The following is a 16318-nucleotide window of genomic DNA, read 5'->3' as shown; positions in this document are numbered from 1 at the left end:
CCGACCTAAAGCGTGTTGAAAAAACGCACATCGGAAGCATACGTTTCGGTGCTGAAAAGCCGACTTTTTGAACTCGCACTATTAGCAAAGGAGTGATCGAATCGTGAAATTGGCCGGAGCGGGGGACGCCATCCCCAGAGAAAAAGTTGTGCTGGACAAAAGGTACCCTTTTTTCATCGCGGAAACGATCGGAGTCAATGCCCACTACCAAAAGCTGCATTGGCACGACGTGCTGGAGATCAACTACATCAAATCCGGCTGCGGATACTATATTATCAACGGCAAAACGTTCGAATTCCGGCAAGGGGACATCCTTTTGATCAATTCCAACGATTTGCACTGCGCGTATGAAGTGCGGGACCTGGTCATTCTGGTCATCGAATTCGATATGTCCTGGTTCGCGGGCAGTCTCCGTTACGACCCCGAAATCCTCGCTCCCTTCAAAGACATGGGCGTCCACTTCGCCAATCTCCTGAACAGGGATTCGCCGTATATCGGCGAACTGCGTACTCTGCTTGAGTCCATGCAGGAGGAACATGAACGGGAGCAGCGTTCTTATGTCTCCATGGTCCACGCCTCGCTGCTGCGCTTCCTGTCCTGCGTGAACCGCTACTTTCGTTCGGACGAGGCAAGCAAGTGCAGGGCGGAGATCGGTTCCATGCAGTTGGAAAAGGTGCGCCGGGTCATCCATGCCATGGAGGAAAGGTTAGCCCATCCCTGGACCTTGGAAGAACTGGCCGCGTCCGCTTATCTCAGCCCGTCCCGGTTCAGCGATATTTTTCGCCGGACCGTCGGCACGCCCCCGCTGGAATACCTCATTCAACTTCGGCTGGAACAGGCGCTAACGTTACTGGAAACGACGCCGCTGAAAATCAGCGATATCGCCATGGAATGCGGTTTTCGCAGCCTGTCCAACTTCAACCATTTATTCCGGAAGTATTTCGGCACATCTCCCAAACACGCCCGAATTCGCAATAAATCAAATCCTTAATCCCATCCCCATTTGTTTTGCATAATTCCATGAAAGTAACACGGATATTACATAGAAAGTTTCATATAGATCAATTTATCGTAAATTTTTAAATTTTCAGTAAAATATCGTTGCTTTTCAGACGTTTAACGGGAGAAATTCCTTGAATAAGCCTATAAAATAATTGGCAAATGGCAGGTAACCTTACGCGGTCGTAACGATTCGGTCGCGTAGGAGCCGCAAGGGGGGGAGCGCTGCTGCAAACAAGCATTCGCAGGGAACGAAAAGGGATGGAGAATCTCGGCCGCAAAACCGAATCTAAACCCAAGCTATCCGCAAAGCTTTACAGACAGTGGGATGTTCAGCTGATGGTCGTGCCGGCGCTGTTATTTATCGTCGTATTCAGCTACATCCCGATGTACGGAGTGCTGATGGCTTTTCAGGACTACAGTCTTTTCCAAGGTTTTCTGAAAAGTCCCTGGGTAGGCTTCAAGCATTTCGAAATGTTTTTTCGGGCGCCCGAATTTTGGAGCGTCATCCGCAACACGCTGGTCATCAGCCTACTGAAGCTGGCGGTAGGGTTCCCAGCTCCTATCCTTTTGGCGCTGATGCTGAACGAGGTAAGAAATCGGGCGTTCAAGCGAACCGTCCAAACGATCAGCTATTTGCCGCACTTCATTTCTTGGGTCATCGTCTCCGGGTTCGTCACTTCGCTCCTGTCCACCGACAACGGAAGTTTGAACCTGGTACTGCAAAAGCTGAACCTGATCGGCGACCCCATCAACTTTTTGTCGATTCCGGAGTACTTCTGGACCATCCTGGTGACGACGGGGGTTTGGAAGGAGATCGGCTTTTCCTCTATCGTCTATCTGGCCGCCATCGCCGGCGTCGATCCGCAGCTTTACGAAGCGGCGGCCATGGACGGCGCGAGCCGGCTGCGGCAGATGTTTTTCATCACCCTGCCTTCGATCATGCCGGTCATCATCGTGTTTATGATTTTAAACATCGGCAATCTGCTGAACGCGGGATTCGAAGACATTTTGCTGCTTGGTTCCAATCCGGTGCTGCGGGACGTGGCGGACGTGATCGATACCTACGTGTACCGCGTGGGGATTCAGAACGCCAGATACTCTTACGCCACCGCCGTCGGACTGTTTAAGGGCGTGCTCAGCGTAGCGCTGCTCGCCGCCGCCAATTATGCGGCCCGCCGGTCGGGAAACAGCCTGTGGTAGCTCCGCTTATCACGAAGCAGGTCACGTAGCGGATTCGGCATCGAATCTTGAATTCGGCCTACGCTCCGGTACTTTCGTCCCAAGCTTCATTCAACCTTCTCGCTGCTGAAATGCCGACTTTTTGAACTTACATTTGAAAAGAGGAAAGACATATGAAGCTGACTTTGGGTGACAAAACGCTGTCCGCGGTCATTTACGCTTTGCTGATCGTGCTGGGTTTCGCCGCGTTTTACCCGTTCTGGAACGCGGCCGTCATTTCCTTCAACAGCGGGAGCGATACGATGCGCGGCGGCATCACCTTTTGGCCGCGCGCGTTCACCTTGGAGAACTATGCCGTCGTCTTCAGGGACGAACGGCTGGTGGGCGGGTTTGCGGTATCCGTGCTGAGAACGGCCGTCGGTACGCTGCTGTCCATTTTGGCCACGGCCGTTTTCGCTTACGGTATGACCAAAAGCGGGCTGCTGGGGCGGAAAATGTACATGGTCGTCTGCATCGTTACGATGTTTTTCAGCGGCGGCCTGATTCCCACCTACTTGCTGATCCGCGAATTGCAGATGATCGACACGTTTTGGGTGATGGTCATTCCCGGACTGATCAGCGTGTGGAACATGATCATTTTCCGCACCTTTTTCAAAGGGATGCCGGCGGGGCTGGAGGAGTCCGCCCGCATGGACGGCTGTTCGAATTGGGGGGTACTGTTCCGGATCATCCTGCCTCTTTCCGGGCCGGTGCTGGCGACCTTGTCCCTGTTTACCGCCGTATATCACTGGAACGACTGGTTTACTCCCAGCATTTATATCTCCAATGTCGATCTGCTGCCGATCCAGACGAAATTGCAGCAAATTCTGAGTTCGAACATCATGATGGAGCAGATGTCCCAGATGGACTCCGCGGCTGCGAGCCATTTGAACCGGATGAAGACGGTGACGACCAAATCGCTGTCCATGGCGACGATGATGGTGGCCACGGTGCCGATTTTGTGCGTGTACCCGTTCGTGCAGAAGTATTTTGTGAAAGGTGTCATGATCGGGTCGCTGAAGGAGTAGGGTTAGGCGGCTGCAAAAGGATCGCGCTGGATAGTTTCGAGAATACAAGTGTGAGTTCAAAAAGTCGGGTTTCTAGGACCGAGAAGGTTGAAAGAAGCTAGGGACTGAGGAGCGGAGCGTACGTATTGGGTACGTGAGCACCGGAAGGCCCGGCTGAATTCAAGATTCGACGTCGATTCCTCTCCCTGTGCTGCTTCGTCATGGGAAGACGACTTTTTGAACAACCTTTAAAAAGGGGAGTCTTGCATGGTGCGTTGGAAAAAGAGCAAGTTGTTCGTTTTGTCCGCCCTATTGGCGATAGTCCTCGGTTTGACTGCGTGTTCCGGCGGCGGGGAAGCCGCCAAGGGGAACGAAGGGCAGCCGCAGGCGGAAACGGAACCCGGGGAGGGGGTGATAAAACCGCTGGCCTTCACCTTCTACGGCCACTACGACTGGTATACGATGCCGAATTGGGGGGAGGATCCGGCGACAAGGTGGATCAAGGAGAACAAGCAGGTCACCGTGGAGCCGATCAGCTCCGGCGGCAACGCCAAGCAGAAGCTCAGCACGATGATCGTCTCCGGCGAACTGCCGGACGTGATTTGGCTGGAGCGCGGGGCGGACGTGGAGAAGCTGCGCGCGGCGGGCATGCTCGTACCGTTCGACGACTACCTGGACAAATATCCGAACCTGAAAAAATGGGCGGGTGAATCGACGCTCGACATGCTGCGGTCGCCGGACGGGAAGCTGTACCAGTTCCCGAACTGGTACACGACGCAGCCCAACGGCAATGCCGGGTATCTCGTGAACAAAAAAATTTACAACGAGCTTGGCGCGCCGCCGCTGGAAACCACCGACGATCTGTATGCCTACCTGAAAACGGTCAAGGAGAAGTATCCCGACATCGTGCCGTTTGAGGCCGGCCAGGGAGCTGCGGGCGTGGAAGTCCTGACGACGGCGTTCGGCGAAAACCATCCGGCTACGTTCAATACGATGATGGCGGTGCCTTCCGGGAACGAGCTCGCGTCTATTTTTACCGATCCCGTCTACCGGGAAGGCATCCGGTTCGCCAACAAGCTGTACCGCGAAGGGCTGATGACGCAGGACGCGTTTACGCAAAAGCTGGAGCAAGTCGAGCAGAAGGTGCGGAACGGGCAAATCGCCGTATATGCGGCTTCCAGCCCGACGGAATACGGGGCGATCGGCAACGCGCTGCTGTCGGCCGAAGATCCGGAAGCCGGTTACATCATGGTCTGGCCGATTCACAAGGAAGGCCTCGACAAGAACAAAATTTATCCCGGCGATTATAAGCAGCAAGGGTGGAACGTCAACGTCATCACCCGGTCCGCCAAGGATCCCGAGGCGATCTTCGCTTTCCTCGACTGGATGACCGGGCCGGAAGGGCAACGGATCATCATGTGGGGCCCGGAAGGGCTTTATTGGGAGGGAACGGACGAGGAGGAGGCGCCGCTGTTCACGGAAAAATACACCACGGATACGAAGGGGCGCGACGAACTGATGAACTCCACGGTAAACTTCCAATGGGTCGGCAATACGGTGTATGTCGACAACTCCAAAATGAAATTCGAATCCACGCTTCCTCCGGAAAAGCAAAACTGGGAGTCGAGATGGCAATCGGAAATCACGTGGAAGACGCAGTATAATACGACGGAATTCACGAATCTCGACCCGGCGGGAGACAGCGATGAGGGGATTGTAGCGCAAAGCGTGCTGGATATTTACACCAAGGCGATGGCGGCCGCGGTGATGAATGGGAAATCGGAAGCGGAAGTCGATGCCATCATGGATCAGGCCGAAGCCGATGCGCAGAAGGCGGGCTATGCCAAATTGCTGAAATACAAGACGGAGCGATGGCAGGAAAACCTCAGTAAGCTGAAATAGGAGAGAACGCTTTGGACTATTTTTTGGGAGTAGACGGCGGAGGCAGCAAAACCTTGGCTGTCGTTACGGATGAACATGGCCGGATTTTGGGACGTGGCTTGAGCGGATGCGGAAACCATCAGGTGCAGGCGGAGCTGGCCCGGCAAAGCATCCTTGAGGCCGCAAGCGAAGCGCTGGAACAAGCCGGGCTGACCCGCCGGCAGATGAGGTATGCCATGTTCGGACTGGCGGGGGCGGACCGGGAAGCCGATTTTCGCGTGCTTCGTCCGATGATCGCCGGTCTGGGGTTCCCGGCTCACGGCATCGTTTGCGATACGGAAATCGGACTGCGGGCGGGCACGCGGCAGCCGGACGGCGTCGTCCTGGTCTGCGGCAGCGGCACGAACTGCTACGGCATTAATAAACGCGGCGAATCGCTACAATGTGGCGGATTCGGCTATATGTTCGGCGACTTTGGCGGCGGTGGCGAGCTTGCGGTGGAAGTGTTCCGCACCGTGATTCGGGCTTGGGAGGGCAGGGAAGACCCCACCCTCCTCACCGAACCGATGCTGGAAACGTTAGGCTACCCTTCCGTGGAGCGCCTGTTCCACGACTACCTGGATCGCGGCGCGGGGGCTCCGATCCACCTGGCCAAACTGTTGTTCCAGGTGGCGGAACGGGATAAGGCGGCCCGGCGGATTTTGCGGCGGCAAGGCGAAGAGCTTGGCCTGACGGCCGCGACGGTGATCCGCAAGCTGGACATGGCGGAGGACCGCTTTGACCTCGTGCTGGTCGGCAGTGTGTTGACGCGCGCCGATCACCGATTCGTTACGCCTTATATCGAAGAGATCGTGAAGCCGGTAGCGCCCGGATGCCGCCTGCGCCTGCTCGCAATGGAGCCGGCGGCCGGCGCAATCCTGCTGGCAATGGAGAAATCCGGCCGCCCGGTCGGCGAGCATGTATACGAACGGCTGGATGCGGAGCTATCGGTAAAGGAGGCCTGAGCATGAAACAGGAACTGAAAATCGCAGTGATCGGCGGAGGCTCGTCGTATACGCCGGAGTTGATCGAAGGGTTTATTCAAAATCACGCAACCCTGCCCGTAACCGAAATCGTGCTGGTGGATATCGCGGAGGGCTTGCGCAAGCTGACCATCGTCGGGCAGCTTGCCGAGCGCATGATCGCGGCATCGGGCTTGCCGATCAAGCTTAAGACGACGATGGACCGCCGTTCCGCTCTTGCAGGGGCGGCGTTCGTTACCACGCAAATGCGGGTAGGCCTTTTGGAAGCTAGGGCATGGGACGAAACCATTCCTTTGAAATACGGCATGATCGGCCAGGAAACGACGGGCCCGGGCGGCATGATGAAAGCATTGCGTACGATCCCCGTCCTGCTGGACATCTGCCGGGATATGGAGGAGCTGTGTCCCGATGCCTGGCTGCTTAATTTCACCAACCCGGCAGGGATGGTAACGGAAGCGATTCACAAGTATTCCCGCATCCGTTCCATCGGGCTGTGCAACTCGCCGATCGCCGCTTACAAATGGCTATCCTCCTTGTATAACGTGCCGGTGGAACGCATCTATTGCGAATTTGTCGGCTTGAATCATCTGCATTGGATCAGCCGGGTCACGATCGACGGCGAACCCAAGCTGGAGGAGCTGCTGGACAACCGGGAAGGGTACTCCGCGCGCAACATTCCGCAGTTCGCCTGGAACGGCCGCCTCTTGCAGGCGCTGAGGACCATTCCTTCGTATTACCTGAAATACTTCTACCTGCAGCGCGAAATGCTGGAAGAACAGTTGAAGGCGGCTTCCCGCGGGGAGACCCGGGCCGAGACGGTGCAGCGGCTGGAGAGCGAGCTGTTCGAAATTTACCAGGACCCCGAGTTGAAGGAAAAGCCCAAGCAACTTGAGCAACGCGGAGGGGCTTACTATTCGGAGGCCGCCGTCAACCTGATGAATTCGCTGTATAATAATTCGGGCGATATCCAGACGCTGAACGTGGCCAATCGGGGGACGCTTGATTTTTTGCCGGACGATGCTTGCATCGAAGTAAACTGCCGGGTCACGAACGAAGGACCGGTGATCCAGCCGGTGACCGTCGTGCCCGAGGCGGTCAAAGGCCTGATCCGATCCGTGAAAACCTATGAGCGGCTGGCGATCGACGCGGCCGTCACCGGCGACCGGGGATTGGCGCTGCTGGCCTTGGCGCATCATCCGCTGACGAGTTCCGTCGGCGCGGCCGAGGACATGTTGATTGAAATGCTGGAGCAAAACAGGCGTTATCTTCCGCGGTTTTTCGCGGAAATCCATAAGCCTATGCTTCCGAAGTAAGTTTTGCTGCGATGTCATTCTTTATAGCCTAGCTTCACAAAACTTTGAGGAGGGATGATTTATGAAAAAGAACGCATTTTTTCAAAAAATACGCCGCGGCTTGGGTGCGGGCCTGATTTGCTGCAGCTTGCTGTCGGCGATTCCGGCTTCGGCGGCGAACGGGTTCCTCGAGCCGCTGAACGCTTTGAATTCAGGGATGTTTTATGCCTCGGACGGTTGGGAGAACGGCCCGGATTTCGGCGTAGGCTGGCGGGCGAACAACATCGAATTCAACAGCGGCATCATGGCCCTGCGACTGGACAAGTCGGGTTGCCCAAGCCAATGCTCCGGCGAGCCGTACGCCTCCGGGGAGTACGCGACGATCGGGGAAGACTACGGTTACGGGCGCATCGAAGCCCGAATGAAGGTGGCTAAAGGAACAGGACTCGTTACTTCACTATTCACTTATTATGATCTTAATCCGGATCCGGACATCGAAGAGAATGACGAAATCGATATCGAGATTCTCGGGAAGGATCCTACCAAAATGGAAACCAATTATTATACCCGCGGCGACGGCGACCATAGCACGGTCATCGATCTGGGGTTTGACGCTTCGCTGGCTTTCCACGACTACGCCTTCGAATGGTCGCCGACCTCGATCAAATGGTATGTGGACGGCAACTTGGTCCATACCGAAAACGGCTCGCGCGGCCCGCTGCCCACCCACCCCGGCAGCATCATGGTGAATTTCTGGGCCGGAGCGAACGACGCCGCCAAGTATTGGACGGGGACCTTCGTTTATCCGGGATCGCCGGTTCGGGCTTACTATGATTGGATCAAGTACACGCCGGCGAATTAACGGAAGCATGTCGACCGTTTCCTGATGTAGAGCAAAACAAGAGGCCGTACCCTTAAGGGCGGCCTCTTGTTTTGCATAATTCTTTGCTTTATTCCAACATGCGGTTCTCCACGGATTTCATATGGTTTTGCGTATCCGGCTCGCGGTGTTCCTCTTCCGAGACTTTGCCGGGATCGGCCGGAGCTCCCCCGCTGACGTTGTGGGCAAAGTTCGTAAACTGCTGCTTATGCCGGTCGTCGGCGTGTTTGGCTTTGAGGAGTTCCTCCGGGTCATTGGTTAAATTGCGCTTTTGTGCAGCCATGATGTAATCCTCCTTGGCGAGTGATGTTTGTATTATGGCCCGCCAAGGCCCATCCCAACCCGGAGTTTTCCGTGAATCCGCTCGCCCGGCGCCTTTGCCCGGACATTCGGGGGGCGAACCGTTATGGCTTGGCCGCCTCGAATCGGCGGTTTACTTCGTCCCAGTTGATCACGTTCCAGAAGGCCGCGATATAATCCGGGCGCTTGTTCTGATATTTCAAATAATAGGCGTGCTCCCATACGTCAAGGCCAAGAATCGGCGTCAGCCCCTCGGAAAGCGGGTTATCCTGATTCGGCGTGCTGGTTACGGCAAGCTTGCCGTCCTTGCCGACGACCAGCCATGCCCAACCGCTGCCGAAACGCGTCGTAGCGGCTTTGGCAAAATCCTCTTTGAATTTGTCGAAGCCTCCCAGATCACTGTCGATCGCTGCCGCTACCGCGCCGGACGGGGCGCCGCCGCCACCCGGGCCGATCACCTTCCAGAATAGGCTGTGGTTGGCATGGCCGCCGCCGTTGTTGCGTACGGCGGTCCGAATATTTTCGGGAACGCTGCCGAGATGGGAGATCAGCTCCTCCACGGGTTTGTTTTGCAGCTCCGGCGAGCTTTCCAGTGCGGCATTCAAATTGGTTACATAGGTGTTATGATGCCGGTCATGGTGGATATTCATCGTTTGTTCATCGATATAAGGCTCCAGTGCGTTTGCAGGGTAAGGCAAAGCAGGCAATTCATGTGCCATGGTCAACAACCTCCCGATTGAATTTGTCAGAATTCCTCCACTTTCTATTTAAACATGTACGGCAATCCGTAATCATGCCGAAGGCGGGGGCGTAAGGTCAGGCGAACGTTTTCGAAATGTAAAGAAATGCGACGCTTTTACACACGCACAACAATCCTATTATTGGCAATGCATTTAAATTTATGCACGGCAGTTAAAGGTTTGAGGACGTTTTGCGAAAATTCACAAATGTAAACGCTTAATATAAAGCGCTTTCAGAAGAAAATTGATGTATTCGCGAGATTTATGTGGTTTAATGGACAAGGAAGCAGTTTTTTTCTCGTTTTTGTCTGGATTCAAATATTCGGTTGATGTAAACATCAAAACCGAGCCTTTTACATGAATCTATCTTGCGCAAAGAAAAGGGAGATCTTAGCATGCTTATTCGTTCCTTTCAGTTGAGTGATGTAAATCAAGTGATGGAGCTTTTGCAGGTGGCCTTATCGGAAGAATGTTACGAAGACACCAAGGGCGCATTTGCCAGACAACTGTCCTGGGACTCCGAACTGATCGTAGTTGCGGAAGTCGAGGATGAGATCAAGGGAGTTCTTATCGGAACGATTGATCAGCACACGGGATGCATTTACCGAATGGCCGTACACCCGGATTACCGCCGGCGCGGCGTAGGCCGCAGCCTGGTTTCCGCGATGGAACAGCGCTTTCAGCAGCGCAATGTACGCCGGATCATGGTCGCGGGAGACGAACATAACAAAGCGATCATGCCGCTTTACGAAGCGATGGGCTACGGGGCCGGCAAGTTCTTGGAAGCGTTCCAGAAACTTGGGATTTTCGTGGCGCGTTCCTTGTCGGGATCCAATTGATTGCGATTCCCAAGGTAAGATTGGGAAATGTTGAAGCATATCTTCCATCCATTGCAAATGGGTGAAGGATATGCTTTTCTATTTATATGGATTATTAAAATTTTAGGATGCGAAGGGTCATCCAGGAATATTGGATGAGGTGGAGGATGGAACCGGTCATTTATTCCGAGAGCCAGAGCCAGGAAACGGCCGAGGGACGCGAAGAGGAAACGCCGCAACGGCAGTCCGATGGATCGCCGAACCGCTGGGCCGCGGAGCTGTGGGATATGCTGAAAACGATCGTGGTGGCTTTTGCGATCATGCTGCTGCTGAACGTATTTGTCTTTAACCTGTCGATGGTCAAGGGCCAATCCATGGAACCGACCCTGGAGGAGCAGGAGCGCCTGTTCGTGGACAAGCTGGTTTACCGGTTCGGCCATCCTAGCCGGGGGGAGGTCGTCGTCCTTAAGGACCCGAGCGTCGATGCCGACAGGAAGCCTTTTCTCGTGAAAAGAGTCGTAGCGGTGCCCGGCGATAGGGTCGAGGTACGGGACCGCAGCCTATATATTAACGGTCGCCCGCAGGATGAGCCTTATACCGATGCGGCCATCGAGGATGGCGACATGCCGGAGATGACGCTTGGTGCCGGCGAGTTTTTTGTCATGGGCGATAACCGCCATGCCGGACGCAGCAAGGACAGCCGGTATTTCGGCAGCGTCAAGGAGGATCTGATCGTCGGCCGAGCCGAATTCGTGTTTTGGCCGATTCGCAAAATACGTGGTTTGTAACCTGTAGGTTGGAGGATGAATGGTGAAGGAAGTTACGATTTATACGGACGGAGCTTGCTCCGGAAATCCGGGTCCCGGGGGATGGGGCGCCGTACTGCTGTTTAACGGACACCGCAAGGACTTATCGGGCGGGGAAAAAATGACGACCAACAATCGCATGGAAATCCAGGCGGTGATTTCGGCGTTAAGCCAGCTGAAGGAGCCTTGCCGGGCAAAGGTGTACAGCGATTCGGCCTACGTGGTCAACTGCTTTCAGCAGAACTGGATTCGCGGCTGGCTCAAAAACGGCTGGAAAAACAGCAAAAACCAGCCCGTGGAAAACAGGGATCTATGGGAAGAGCTATGGCGGCTCATGGGCCTCCATCAGGTTGAATACGTAAAGGTGAAGGGCCACAGCGATAACGAGCTTAACAACCATTGCGACCTGCTGGCGCGGGAAGCGATCAAGCGTCTATCTTTATAAACGGGCGGGCAACATCGATAATCGACATCAGCCATTCAAATACATTGAACAGCAAGGAGGGAACTCGAATGTCGAAGGCGGAACCCGGAACCGCAAGCTTTCCGGCCGGTACCGCCCGGTGGGCGGTACTGAAGTGCGAATTGAAGGAAGCGGCCGCGGGGTTGGGTATCGACGACATCGGCTTTGCCGCCGCCGACCCGTTCCTGTCCCTCAAGGCGGTCCTGCAGGATCGCCGGGATAAGGGCTACGAGTCCGGTTTCGAAGAACGGGATCTCGATAAACGGGTCTATCCCGAGTTATCTCTGGAGCGGCCCGCTTCGCTGATTTCGATCGCGGTGGCGTATCCGTCGAAAATGGAAAATCCCCCGAAATCGGAGCCCGGCGAACGGCGGGGGATTCTGGCCAGGTCCGCTTGGGGGCGGGATTATCACCTGGTGCTGCGTGAAGCGATGGAGAAGCTGGAGAATTTCATTCGCGAGCGGGTGCCCGAAGCGCGGATCGAAAGCATGGTGGATACCGGGGCTTTGGTGGACCGGGCCGTGGCGGAGCGCGCGGGGATCGGCTTTAAGGGGAAAAACTGCGCGATCATTTCCCCGAAATGGGGCTCATGGATTTACCTCGGCGAGATGATCACCAACCTGCCGTTCCCCCCCGATACCCCGCTGACGGAGGATTGCGGGGAATGCACGAAATGCATCGATGCCTGCCCGACGGGCGCGCTGGTGGGTCCCGGGGTACTGAACGCGCAGAGGTGCATCTCTTTTCAAACGCAAACGAAGGGGTTCGTGGAAGAGGAATTTATGGTCAAAATCGGCAACCGTCTTTACGGCTGCGATACCTGCCAGGTGGTCTGCCCCAAAAACAAGGGCAAGTCCTGGAACCACCGTCCGGAGCTGCAGCCTGACCCGGAACAGGTCAAGCCGCTGCTGCTGCCGCTGTTGGATTTAAGCAATCGCGAGTTCAAGGAGCGCTTTGGCGAAAGCGCGGCTGCCTGGCGAGGCAAGAAACCGATCCAGCGCAATGCGGTAATTGCGCTCGGGAACTTCAAAGACGCCGCCTCCGTGCCGAAATTAATAGATATACTGCTTCATGATCCAAGGCCCGAGCTGCGGGGCACCGCGGCATGGGCATTAAGCCGGATCGGGGGAGACGAGGCACGGGAAGCGGTCGGCCGGGCACTTAGCGGCGAGCAGGACGAAGAGGTGCTGGTCCGATTGCGGACAGCCGAACGGAAGCTGCAAACATCCTCCGAGGAATGATCCCTTCAGGGCATTGATTTTGGGTTGTAACAGGTAAGACAGATGACGGGATCGCCGCCGTCAAGGGGGATAAATTATGCGATTCATCAGTATTGAGGATATCGAGCCGGGGCAGTATTTGGGGAAAACCGTGTATTCCGCCAACGGGACGGTGCTTTTGTCGTCCGGCATCCAGCTCACCGTCTTCATGATCAACACGCTGAAACGGATTGGCGTTACGATGCTGTACATTAAAGACCCGGAGTTTGAGGACATAGACATTGAAGACGTGCTGAGCGAATCGACGAAACAGGCCGTCTTCCGGGACATGAGCGAAACGATGCAAGCGATTCGTTCCGGCAAGGAATGGAGTACGCGCAAAATCAGCGCCAGCGTGGATACTCTGTTGACCGATGTGCTGCATAACAAAGAGGTGCTTCTGCAGCTGACCGATATTCGCACGGCGGACAATGCCGGCTATTTGCACGCGGTGAACGTCTGCCTGATCTCCTCGATGATCGGCTTGAATTTGGGGTTGAATTACTCCCAGCTTAAGGATTTGGCCATCGGAGCGCTGCTCCACGATATCGGCAAATCGACGGCCCCGACGGAGGAGACGGACAAAAACGATCCGAAAAGCCACCACACCTGGCGAGGATACGAGCTGCTGCGGCATAAGCGCGAGTTTAACCTGATGATCGCCCACACGGCGCTGCAGCATCATGAGCGCATCGATGGGACAGGGATTCCGCGGGGGATCGCCGGCGATGAGATCCATCTGTTTCCGAAGATCGTTGCCGTAGCCAATATGTACGATAATCTGATCGGCGGCGGGAGCAAAGACGGGCGGGTCCTGCTGCCGCATGAGGCCTGCGAGCATTTGATGGCCTGCTCCGAGCAGGAGCTGGACCACGAGGTGCTCGTAGAGTTTACGCGCATCGTGTCCGTTTATCCGAACGGAACGTCGGTGCGGCTGTCGACGAAGGAGACCGGCGTGGTGGTCAGCCAGCACCGGGGGCTACCCGGCCGGCCGGTGATCCGGATCGTACGCGGCACGGGCGACGAGATGGACGTGACGGAAGTGGATTTGGCGACGGAAACGACGCTGTTCGTCGAAGCCGTGCTGGCCTGAATCCTTGAATCGGGACCGGGTCAATGCTATGATATTTGGAGTGCGCCAGCCAAAGAGGGGGCTGCACGACATTAATGCAGGGGTGGCTGAAACATGGATATCGTAATTCCAATTATTACTTTGATCGTCGGGCTGGTCGGCGGTTTTCTGATCGGCGTGTATTATTTGCGCAGACAGATGACGAAAATGCAAAGCGATCCGCAAATGCTGCAAAAGATGGCCAAGCAAATGGGCTATAATCTGAACGGCAAACAGATGCAGCGCGCGCAGCAAATGATGAAGAACCAAGGCGGACAGGTTCCCGCAGCGGGACGTCCCAAGAAGAAGAAATAAAGGTATTCGCTCTTAAGAGAGAGCTTTAAAAGTGTGGTCGCACAGAATCCATGGCGTCGGCTCATAACGTCTTTGTGTTATTACCATGCTTTTTAGGAAGGAGGCGCTGAAGGTGGCTGGACTTAAAGATTACGTAAACAAGCAGGTAGGCGATAATCGGGAGCAAATCGAACATCATGTTCGCGAAATATTGAAATTGATCGGGGAAGACGTGGAACGGGAAGGACTGCTCGAAACCCCGGCCCGGGTTACCCGGATGTATGAGGAGATTTTTGCCGGATATGAAGTGGATCCCCGGGACGTACTTGGGGTTACCTTTGAAGAGAACCACGAGGAGCTTGTCATTGTCAAAGACATTGTTTACTACAGTCAATGCGAGCATCATATGGCGCCTTTCTTCGGTAAAGCCCATATCGGTTACATCCCGAGCGGCCGGATCGCCGGGCTCAGCAAGCTGGCCCGCCTGGTCGAGGCGGTTACCCGCCGCCTGCAGGTGCAGGAGCGGATCACTTCGCAAATCGCCGACATCATGGACGAGGTACTGCAGCCTAAAGGCGTCATGGTCGTCGTGGAAGGCGAGCATCTATGCATGTGCGCCCGCGGCGTCAAGAAGCCGGGCAGCAAAACCGTGACCTCGGCCGTGCGCGGCAGCTTCCGCAAGGACGCGGCTTCCCGGGCGGAATTCCTGTCTTTGCTGAAGGAATAGAACCGATTAGGCCAAACAAGCGAAAAGCACCTCTTGAAAAATCCGACGTGAACCTCATGTCCGGCGGATAGATCAAGAAGGTGCTTTTTCGTTTTCAGGGAAGCAGCCGTTAATACGGCTGCCATTTCAGCTTTCTGGCGGCTTCGTACCGCTTCGCCACGGCTGGCCAGTACACGACGTTCCACCAATCCTTGATGTAGTCGGCGCGCACGTTTTGGTGCTTCAGATAATAAGCATGCTCCCAGACGTCCAGCGGGAGCAGCGGAACGACGTCCCATTGCGACAGGTTCTGGTGCTTCTCCGCCGTCAGGATCTCCAGCCGATGGCTGCGCGGACTCCAGACCAGAATCGCCCAGCCGCCGCCTTCCACTTTGTTGGCCGCTTCGGAAAACTGCTTGTGGAACGCGTCATAGCTGCCGAAGTCGCGTTTGATTTGCTCCAACAGCTCTCCCTCCGGGTTGCCGCCGCCATGCGGGTTCATGGTTTCCCAGAAGATGGTGTGGAGATAATGCCCCGCGCCGTTGAAGGCAAGTTCGCGCTCCCAATGCTTCACCAGATCGAAATTGCCCGATTTGCGGGCTTCCTGCAGCTTTTTCTCCGCTTTGTTCAAGTCGTCGACGTACGTTTTATGGTGTTTATCGTGGTGGATGCGCATTGTTTTCTCATCAATGTAAGGCTCGAGGGCGTTGTAGGGATAGGGAAGGGGAGGGAGAGTGTGTCCGCCGATCGGTACGGGACGGTCCGGTATGGCGGCTCCGGCTCCGGCGGCTTGGGCGTTATCGGCCGGCTCCCGGCGGGCGGCGTTCTCTTCGAAGAGGGCGTCTTCGCCGCTTGCTTCGTCTGGCTGCGAGGCTTGACTGCTCAGCGCATCGGCGACGGTCGTTGCTTCAGGGGCAGTCATCCGCGGGTCTGCGTCCGGCCGGCGGGGCTCGCCGGGTTCCTCCGAACCGGCGGATTCGGCATCCCGGGAAGGGACAGGCACCGGGTGATACGGGTCATAATACGGCGGCGTTCCGGCTGCGCTGCCGGCGATTTCCCCCGGCCGGTTCAATCGCTCCAGCACGGCCAGGAAATACTCCGATTCGCGGATGATGTGCATCAGCACAACCGGGGCAAGGGGAACGGCTTTGACGGCTGCGCTGCGTTCCAGCATCAGGTGCAACTGGCGCACGAATTCGCGCGACTGCTGAAACGAAGCCTGCAGCAGCCGTTCCGTCTGCCGGATCAGCTGCGGGCTGCCGGCAGCCGCCTTGGAGGACAAGCCGTATTGCAGCAGCTTATCGGCCGCGGCCTCCGTCCCCGCAAACACCGGTTTCCATTCCTCCAGCAGCTGAACGTAATTCGGCTCCAATTCGGGAACGATCGCTTGAATGACTTCCGTATGCTCCGCCTCCTGCTGTTTCCAGAAGCGGATTTCCTCCAAAATGCGTACAGGCAAATAAGGCCCGTAAACGAATAACATCCGGTCTACCTCCTCAAGGATAAGAGTACATTACTA

Annotated in this window: 17 protein-coding genes; 14 read left to right on the top strand and 3 right to left on the bottom strand. The window is 55.9% G+C overall.

The window, feature by feature from the left end:
• Positions 1-103: 103 nt before the first annotated feature.
• From ACQ4N8_RS17505 to ACQ4N8_RS17475, 7 genes are all read left to right on the top strand, one after another.
• Entirely contained in the window at positions 104-991 is an 888-nt protein-coding gene (locus ACQ4N8_RS17505) for a helix-turn-helix domain-containing protein (protein WP_430705641.1), read from the top strand.
• 269 nt (positions 992-1260) lie between these two features.
• Complete coding sequence (locus tag ACQ4N8_RS17500; protein ID WP_430705640.1) at positions 1261-2202, top strand: ABC transporter permease; 942 nt, start codon at positions 1261-1263, stop codon at positions 2200-2202.
• A gap of 152 nt (positions 2203-2354) precedes the next feature.
• Entirely contained in the window at positions 2355-3248 is an 894-nt protein-coding gene (locus tag ACQ4N8_RS17495; protein WP_430705639.1) for a carbohydrate ABC transporter permease, read from the top strand.
• A 246-nt stretch (positions 3249-3494) separates the two neighbouring features.
• On the top strand, positions 3495-5129 hold the full coding sequence (locus ACQ4N8_RS17490) for an extracellular solute-binding protein (RefSeq protein WP_430705638.1): 1635 nt from the start codon (positions 3495-3497) through the stop codon (positions 5127-5129).
• An 11-nt stretch (positions 5130-5140) separates the two neighbouring features.
• Positions 5141-6112: an N-acetylglucosamine kinase gene (locus ACQ4N8_RS17485; protein ID WP_430705637.1), complete on the top strand. Its 972-nt coding sequence runs from the start codon at positions 5141-5143 to the stop codon at positions 6110-6112.
• 2 nt (positions 6113-6114) lie between these two features.
• The gene (locus ACQ4N8_RS17480; RefSeq protein ID WP_430705636.1) at positions 6115-7443 is read left to right on the top strand and encodes a 6-phospho-beta-glucosidase; all 1329 of its coding nucleotides are present in this window, start codon (positions 6115-6117) and stop codon (positions 7441-7443) included.
• 61 nt (positions 7444-7504) lie between these two features.
• Entirely contained in the window at positions 7505-8284 is a 780-nt protein-coding gene (locus tag ACQ4N8_RS17475) for a family 16 glycosylhydrolase (RefSeq protein ID WP_430705635.1), read from the top strand.
• An 88-nt stretch (positions 8285-8372) separates the two neighbouring features.
• Here the strand turns inward: ACQ4N8_RS17475 and ACQ4N8_RS17470 are convergent, their stop codons facing one another.
• Positions 8373-8585: a hypothetical protein gene (locus tag ACQ4N8_RS17470; RefSeq protein WP_430705634.1), complete on the bottom strand. Its 213-nt coding sequence runs from the start codon at positions 8583-8585 to the stop codon at positions 8373-8375.
• A gap of 121 nt (positions 8586-8706) precedes the next feature.
• A complete protein-coding gene (locus ACQ4N8_RS17465) occupies positions 8707-9321 on the bottom strand; it encodes a superoxide dismutase (protein WP_430705633.1) in 615 nt (204 codons plus the stop codon).
• Positions 9322-9737: 416 nt separating this feature from the next.
• Between ACQ4N8_RS17465 and ACQ4N8_RS17460 the strand changes: the two genes are divergently transcribed.
• The 7 genes from ACQ4N8_RS17460 (at position 9738) to folE (ending at position 14820) form a co-directional block, all read left to right on the top strand.
• Complete coding sequence (locus tag ACQ4N8_RS17460; protein WP_430705632.1) at positions 9738-10181, top strand: GNAT family N-acetyltransferase; 444 nt, start codon at positions 9738-9740, stop codon at positions 10179-10181.
• A 146-nt stretch (positions 10182-10327) separates the two neighbouring features.
• Complete coding sequence (gene lepB / locus ACQ4N8_RS17455; RefSeq protein ID WP_430705631.1) at positions 10328-10948, top strand: signal peptidase I; 621 nt, start codon at positions 10328-10330, stop codon at positions 10946-10948.
• 22 nt (positions 10949-10970) lie between these two features.
• A complete protein-coding gene (gene rnhA, locus ACQ4N8_RS17450) occupies positions 10971-11411 on the top strand; it encodes a ribonuclease HI (protein ID WP_430705630.1) in 441 nt (146 codons plus the stop codon).
• 68 nt (positions 11412-11479) lie between these two features.
• Entirely contained in the window at positions 11480-12670 is a 1191-nt protein-coding gene (gene queG, locus ACQ4N8_RS17445) for a tRNA epoxyqueuosine(34) reductase QueG (protein WP_430705629.1), read from the top strand.
• 76 nt (positions 12671-12746) lie between these two features.
• A complete protein-coding gene (locus ACQ4N8_RS17440; RefSeq protein ID WP_430705628.1) occupies positions 12747-13781 on the top strand; it encodes an HD-GYP domain-containing protein in 1035 nt (344 codons plus the stop codon).
• A 93-nt stretch (positions 13782-13874) separates the two neighbouring features.
• Positions 13875-14114, top strand: a complete 240-nt coding sequence (locus tag ACQ4N8_RS17435; protein WP_430705627.1) for a YneF family protein — start codon at positions 13875-13877, stop codon at positions 14112-14114.
• A gap of 112 nt (positions 14115-14226) precedes the next feature.
• The gene (gene folE, locus ACQ4N8_RS17430) at positions 14227-14820 is read left to right on the top strand and encodes a GTP cyclohydrolase I FolE (protein ID WP_430705626.1); all 594 of its coding nucleotides are present in this window, start codon (positions 14227-14229) and stop codon (positions 14818-14820) included.
• 109 nt (positions 14821-14929) lie between these two features.
• On the opposite strand, the gene ACQ4N8_RS17425 is transcribed toward folE, so the two are convergent.
• Positions 14930-16282, bottom strand: coding sequence for a Fe-Mn family superoxide dismutase (locus tag ACQ4N8_RS17425; protein WP_430705625.1), 1353 nt, complete (start codon positions 16280-16282; stop codon positions 14930-14932).
• Positions 16283-16318 lie beyond the last annotated feature (36 nt).

This window comes from Paenibacillus macerans (assembly GCF_050565405.1).
GTDB lineage: Bacteria > Bacillota > Bacilli > Paenibacillales > Paenibacillaceae > Fontibacillus > Fontibacillus macerans_B.
The sequence above is the reverse complement of the archived record's forward strand: the minus strand, read 5'-3'. Positions and strand labels throughout refer to the sequence as shown.

Excerpts from the sequence above, each read along its gene's own strand:
- ACQ4N8_RS17500 (WP_430705640.1), top strand. The coding sequence starts at position 1,261 with ATGGAGAATCTCGGCCGCAAAACCGAATCTAAACCCAAGCTATCCGCA.
- ACQ4N8_RS17495 (WP_430705639.1), top strand. The coding sequence starts at position 2,355 with ATGAAGCTGACTTTGGGTGACAAAACGCTGTCCGCGGTCATTTACGCT.
- ACQ4N8_RS17490 (WP_430705638.1), top strand. The coding sequence starts at position 3,495 with ATGGTGCGTTGGAAAAAGAGCAAGTTGTTCGTTTTGTCCGCCCTATTG.
- ACQ4N8_RS17480 (WP_430705636.1), top strand. The coding sequence starts at position 6,115 with ATGAAACAGGAACTGAAAATCGCAGTGATCGGCGGAGGCTCGTCGTAT.
- ACQ4N8_RS17475 (WP_430705635.1), top strand. The coding sequence starts at position 7,505 with ATGAAAAAGAACGCATTTTTTCAAAAAATACGCCGCGGCTTGGGTGCG.
- ACQ4N8_RS17470 (WP_430705634.1), bottom strand. The coding sequence starts at position 8,585 with ATGGCTGCACAAAAGCGCAATTTAACCAATGACCCGGAGGAACTCCTC.
- ACQ4N8_RS17465 (WP_430705633.1), bottom strand. The coding sequence starts at position 9,321 with ATGGCACATGAATTGCCTGCTTTGCCTTACCCTGCAAACGCACTGGAG.
- ACQ4N8_RS17460 (WP_430705632.1), top strand. The coding sequence starts at position 9,738 with ATGCTTATTCGTTCCTTTCAGTTGAGTGATGTAAATCAAGTGATGGAG.
- lepB (WP_430705631.1), top strand. The coding sequence starts at position 10,328 with ATGGAACCGGTCATTTATTCCGAGAGCCAGAGCCAGGAAACGGCCGAG.
- queG (WP_430705629.1), top strand. The coding sequence starts at position 11,480 with ATGTCGAAGGCGGAACCCGGAACCGCAAGCTTTCCGGCCGGTACCGCC.
- ACQ4N8_RS17440 (WP_430705628.1), top strand. The coding sequence starts at position 12,747 with ATGCGATTCATCAGTATTGAGGATATCGAGCCGGGGCAGTATTTGGGG.
- ACQ4N8_RS17435 (WP_430705627.1), top strand. The coding sequence starts at position 13,875 with ATGGATATCGTAATTCCAATTATTACTTTGATCGTCGGGCTGGTCGGC.
- ACQ4N8_RS17425 (WP_430705625.1), bottom strand. The coding sequence starts at position 16,282 with ATGTTATTCGTTTACGGGCCTTATTTGCCTGTACGCATTTTGGAGGAA.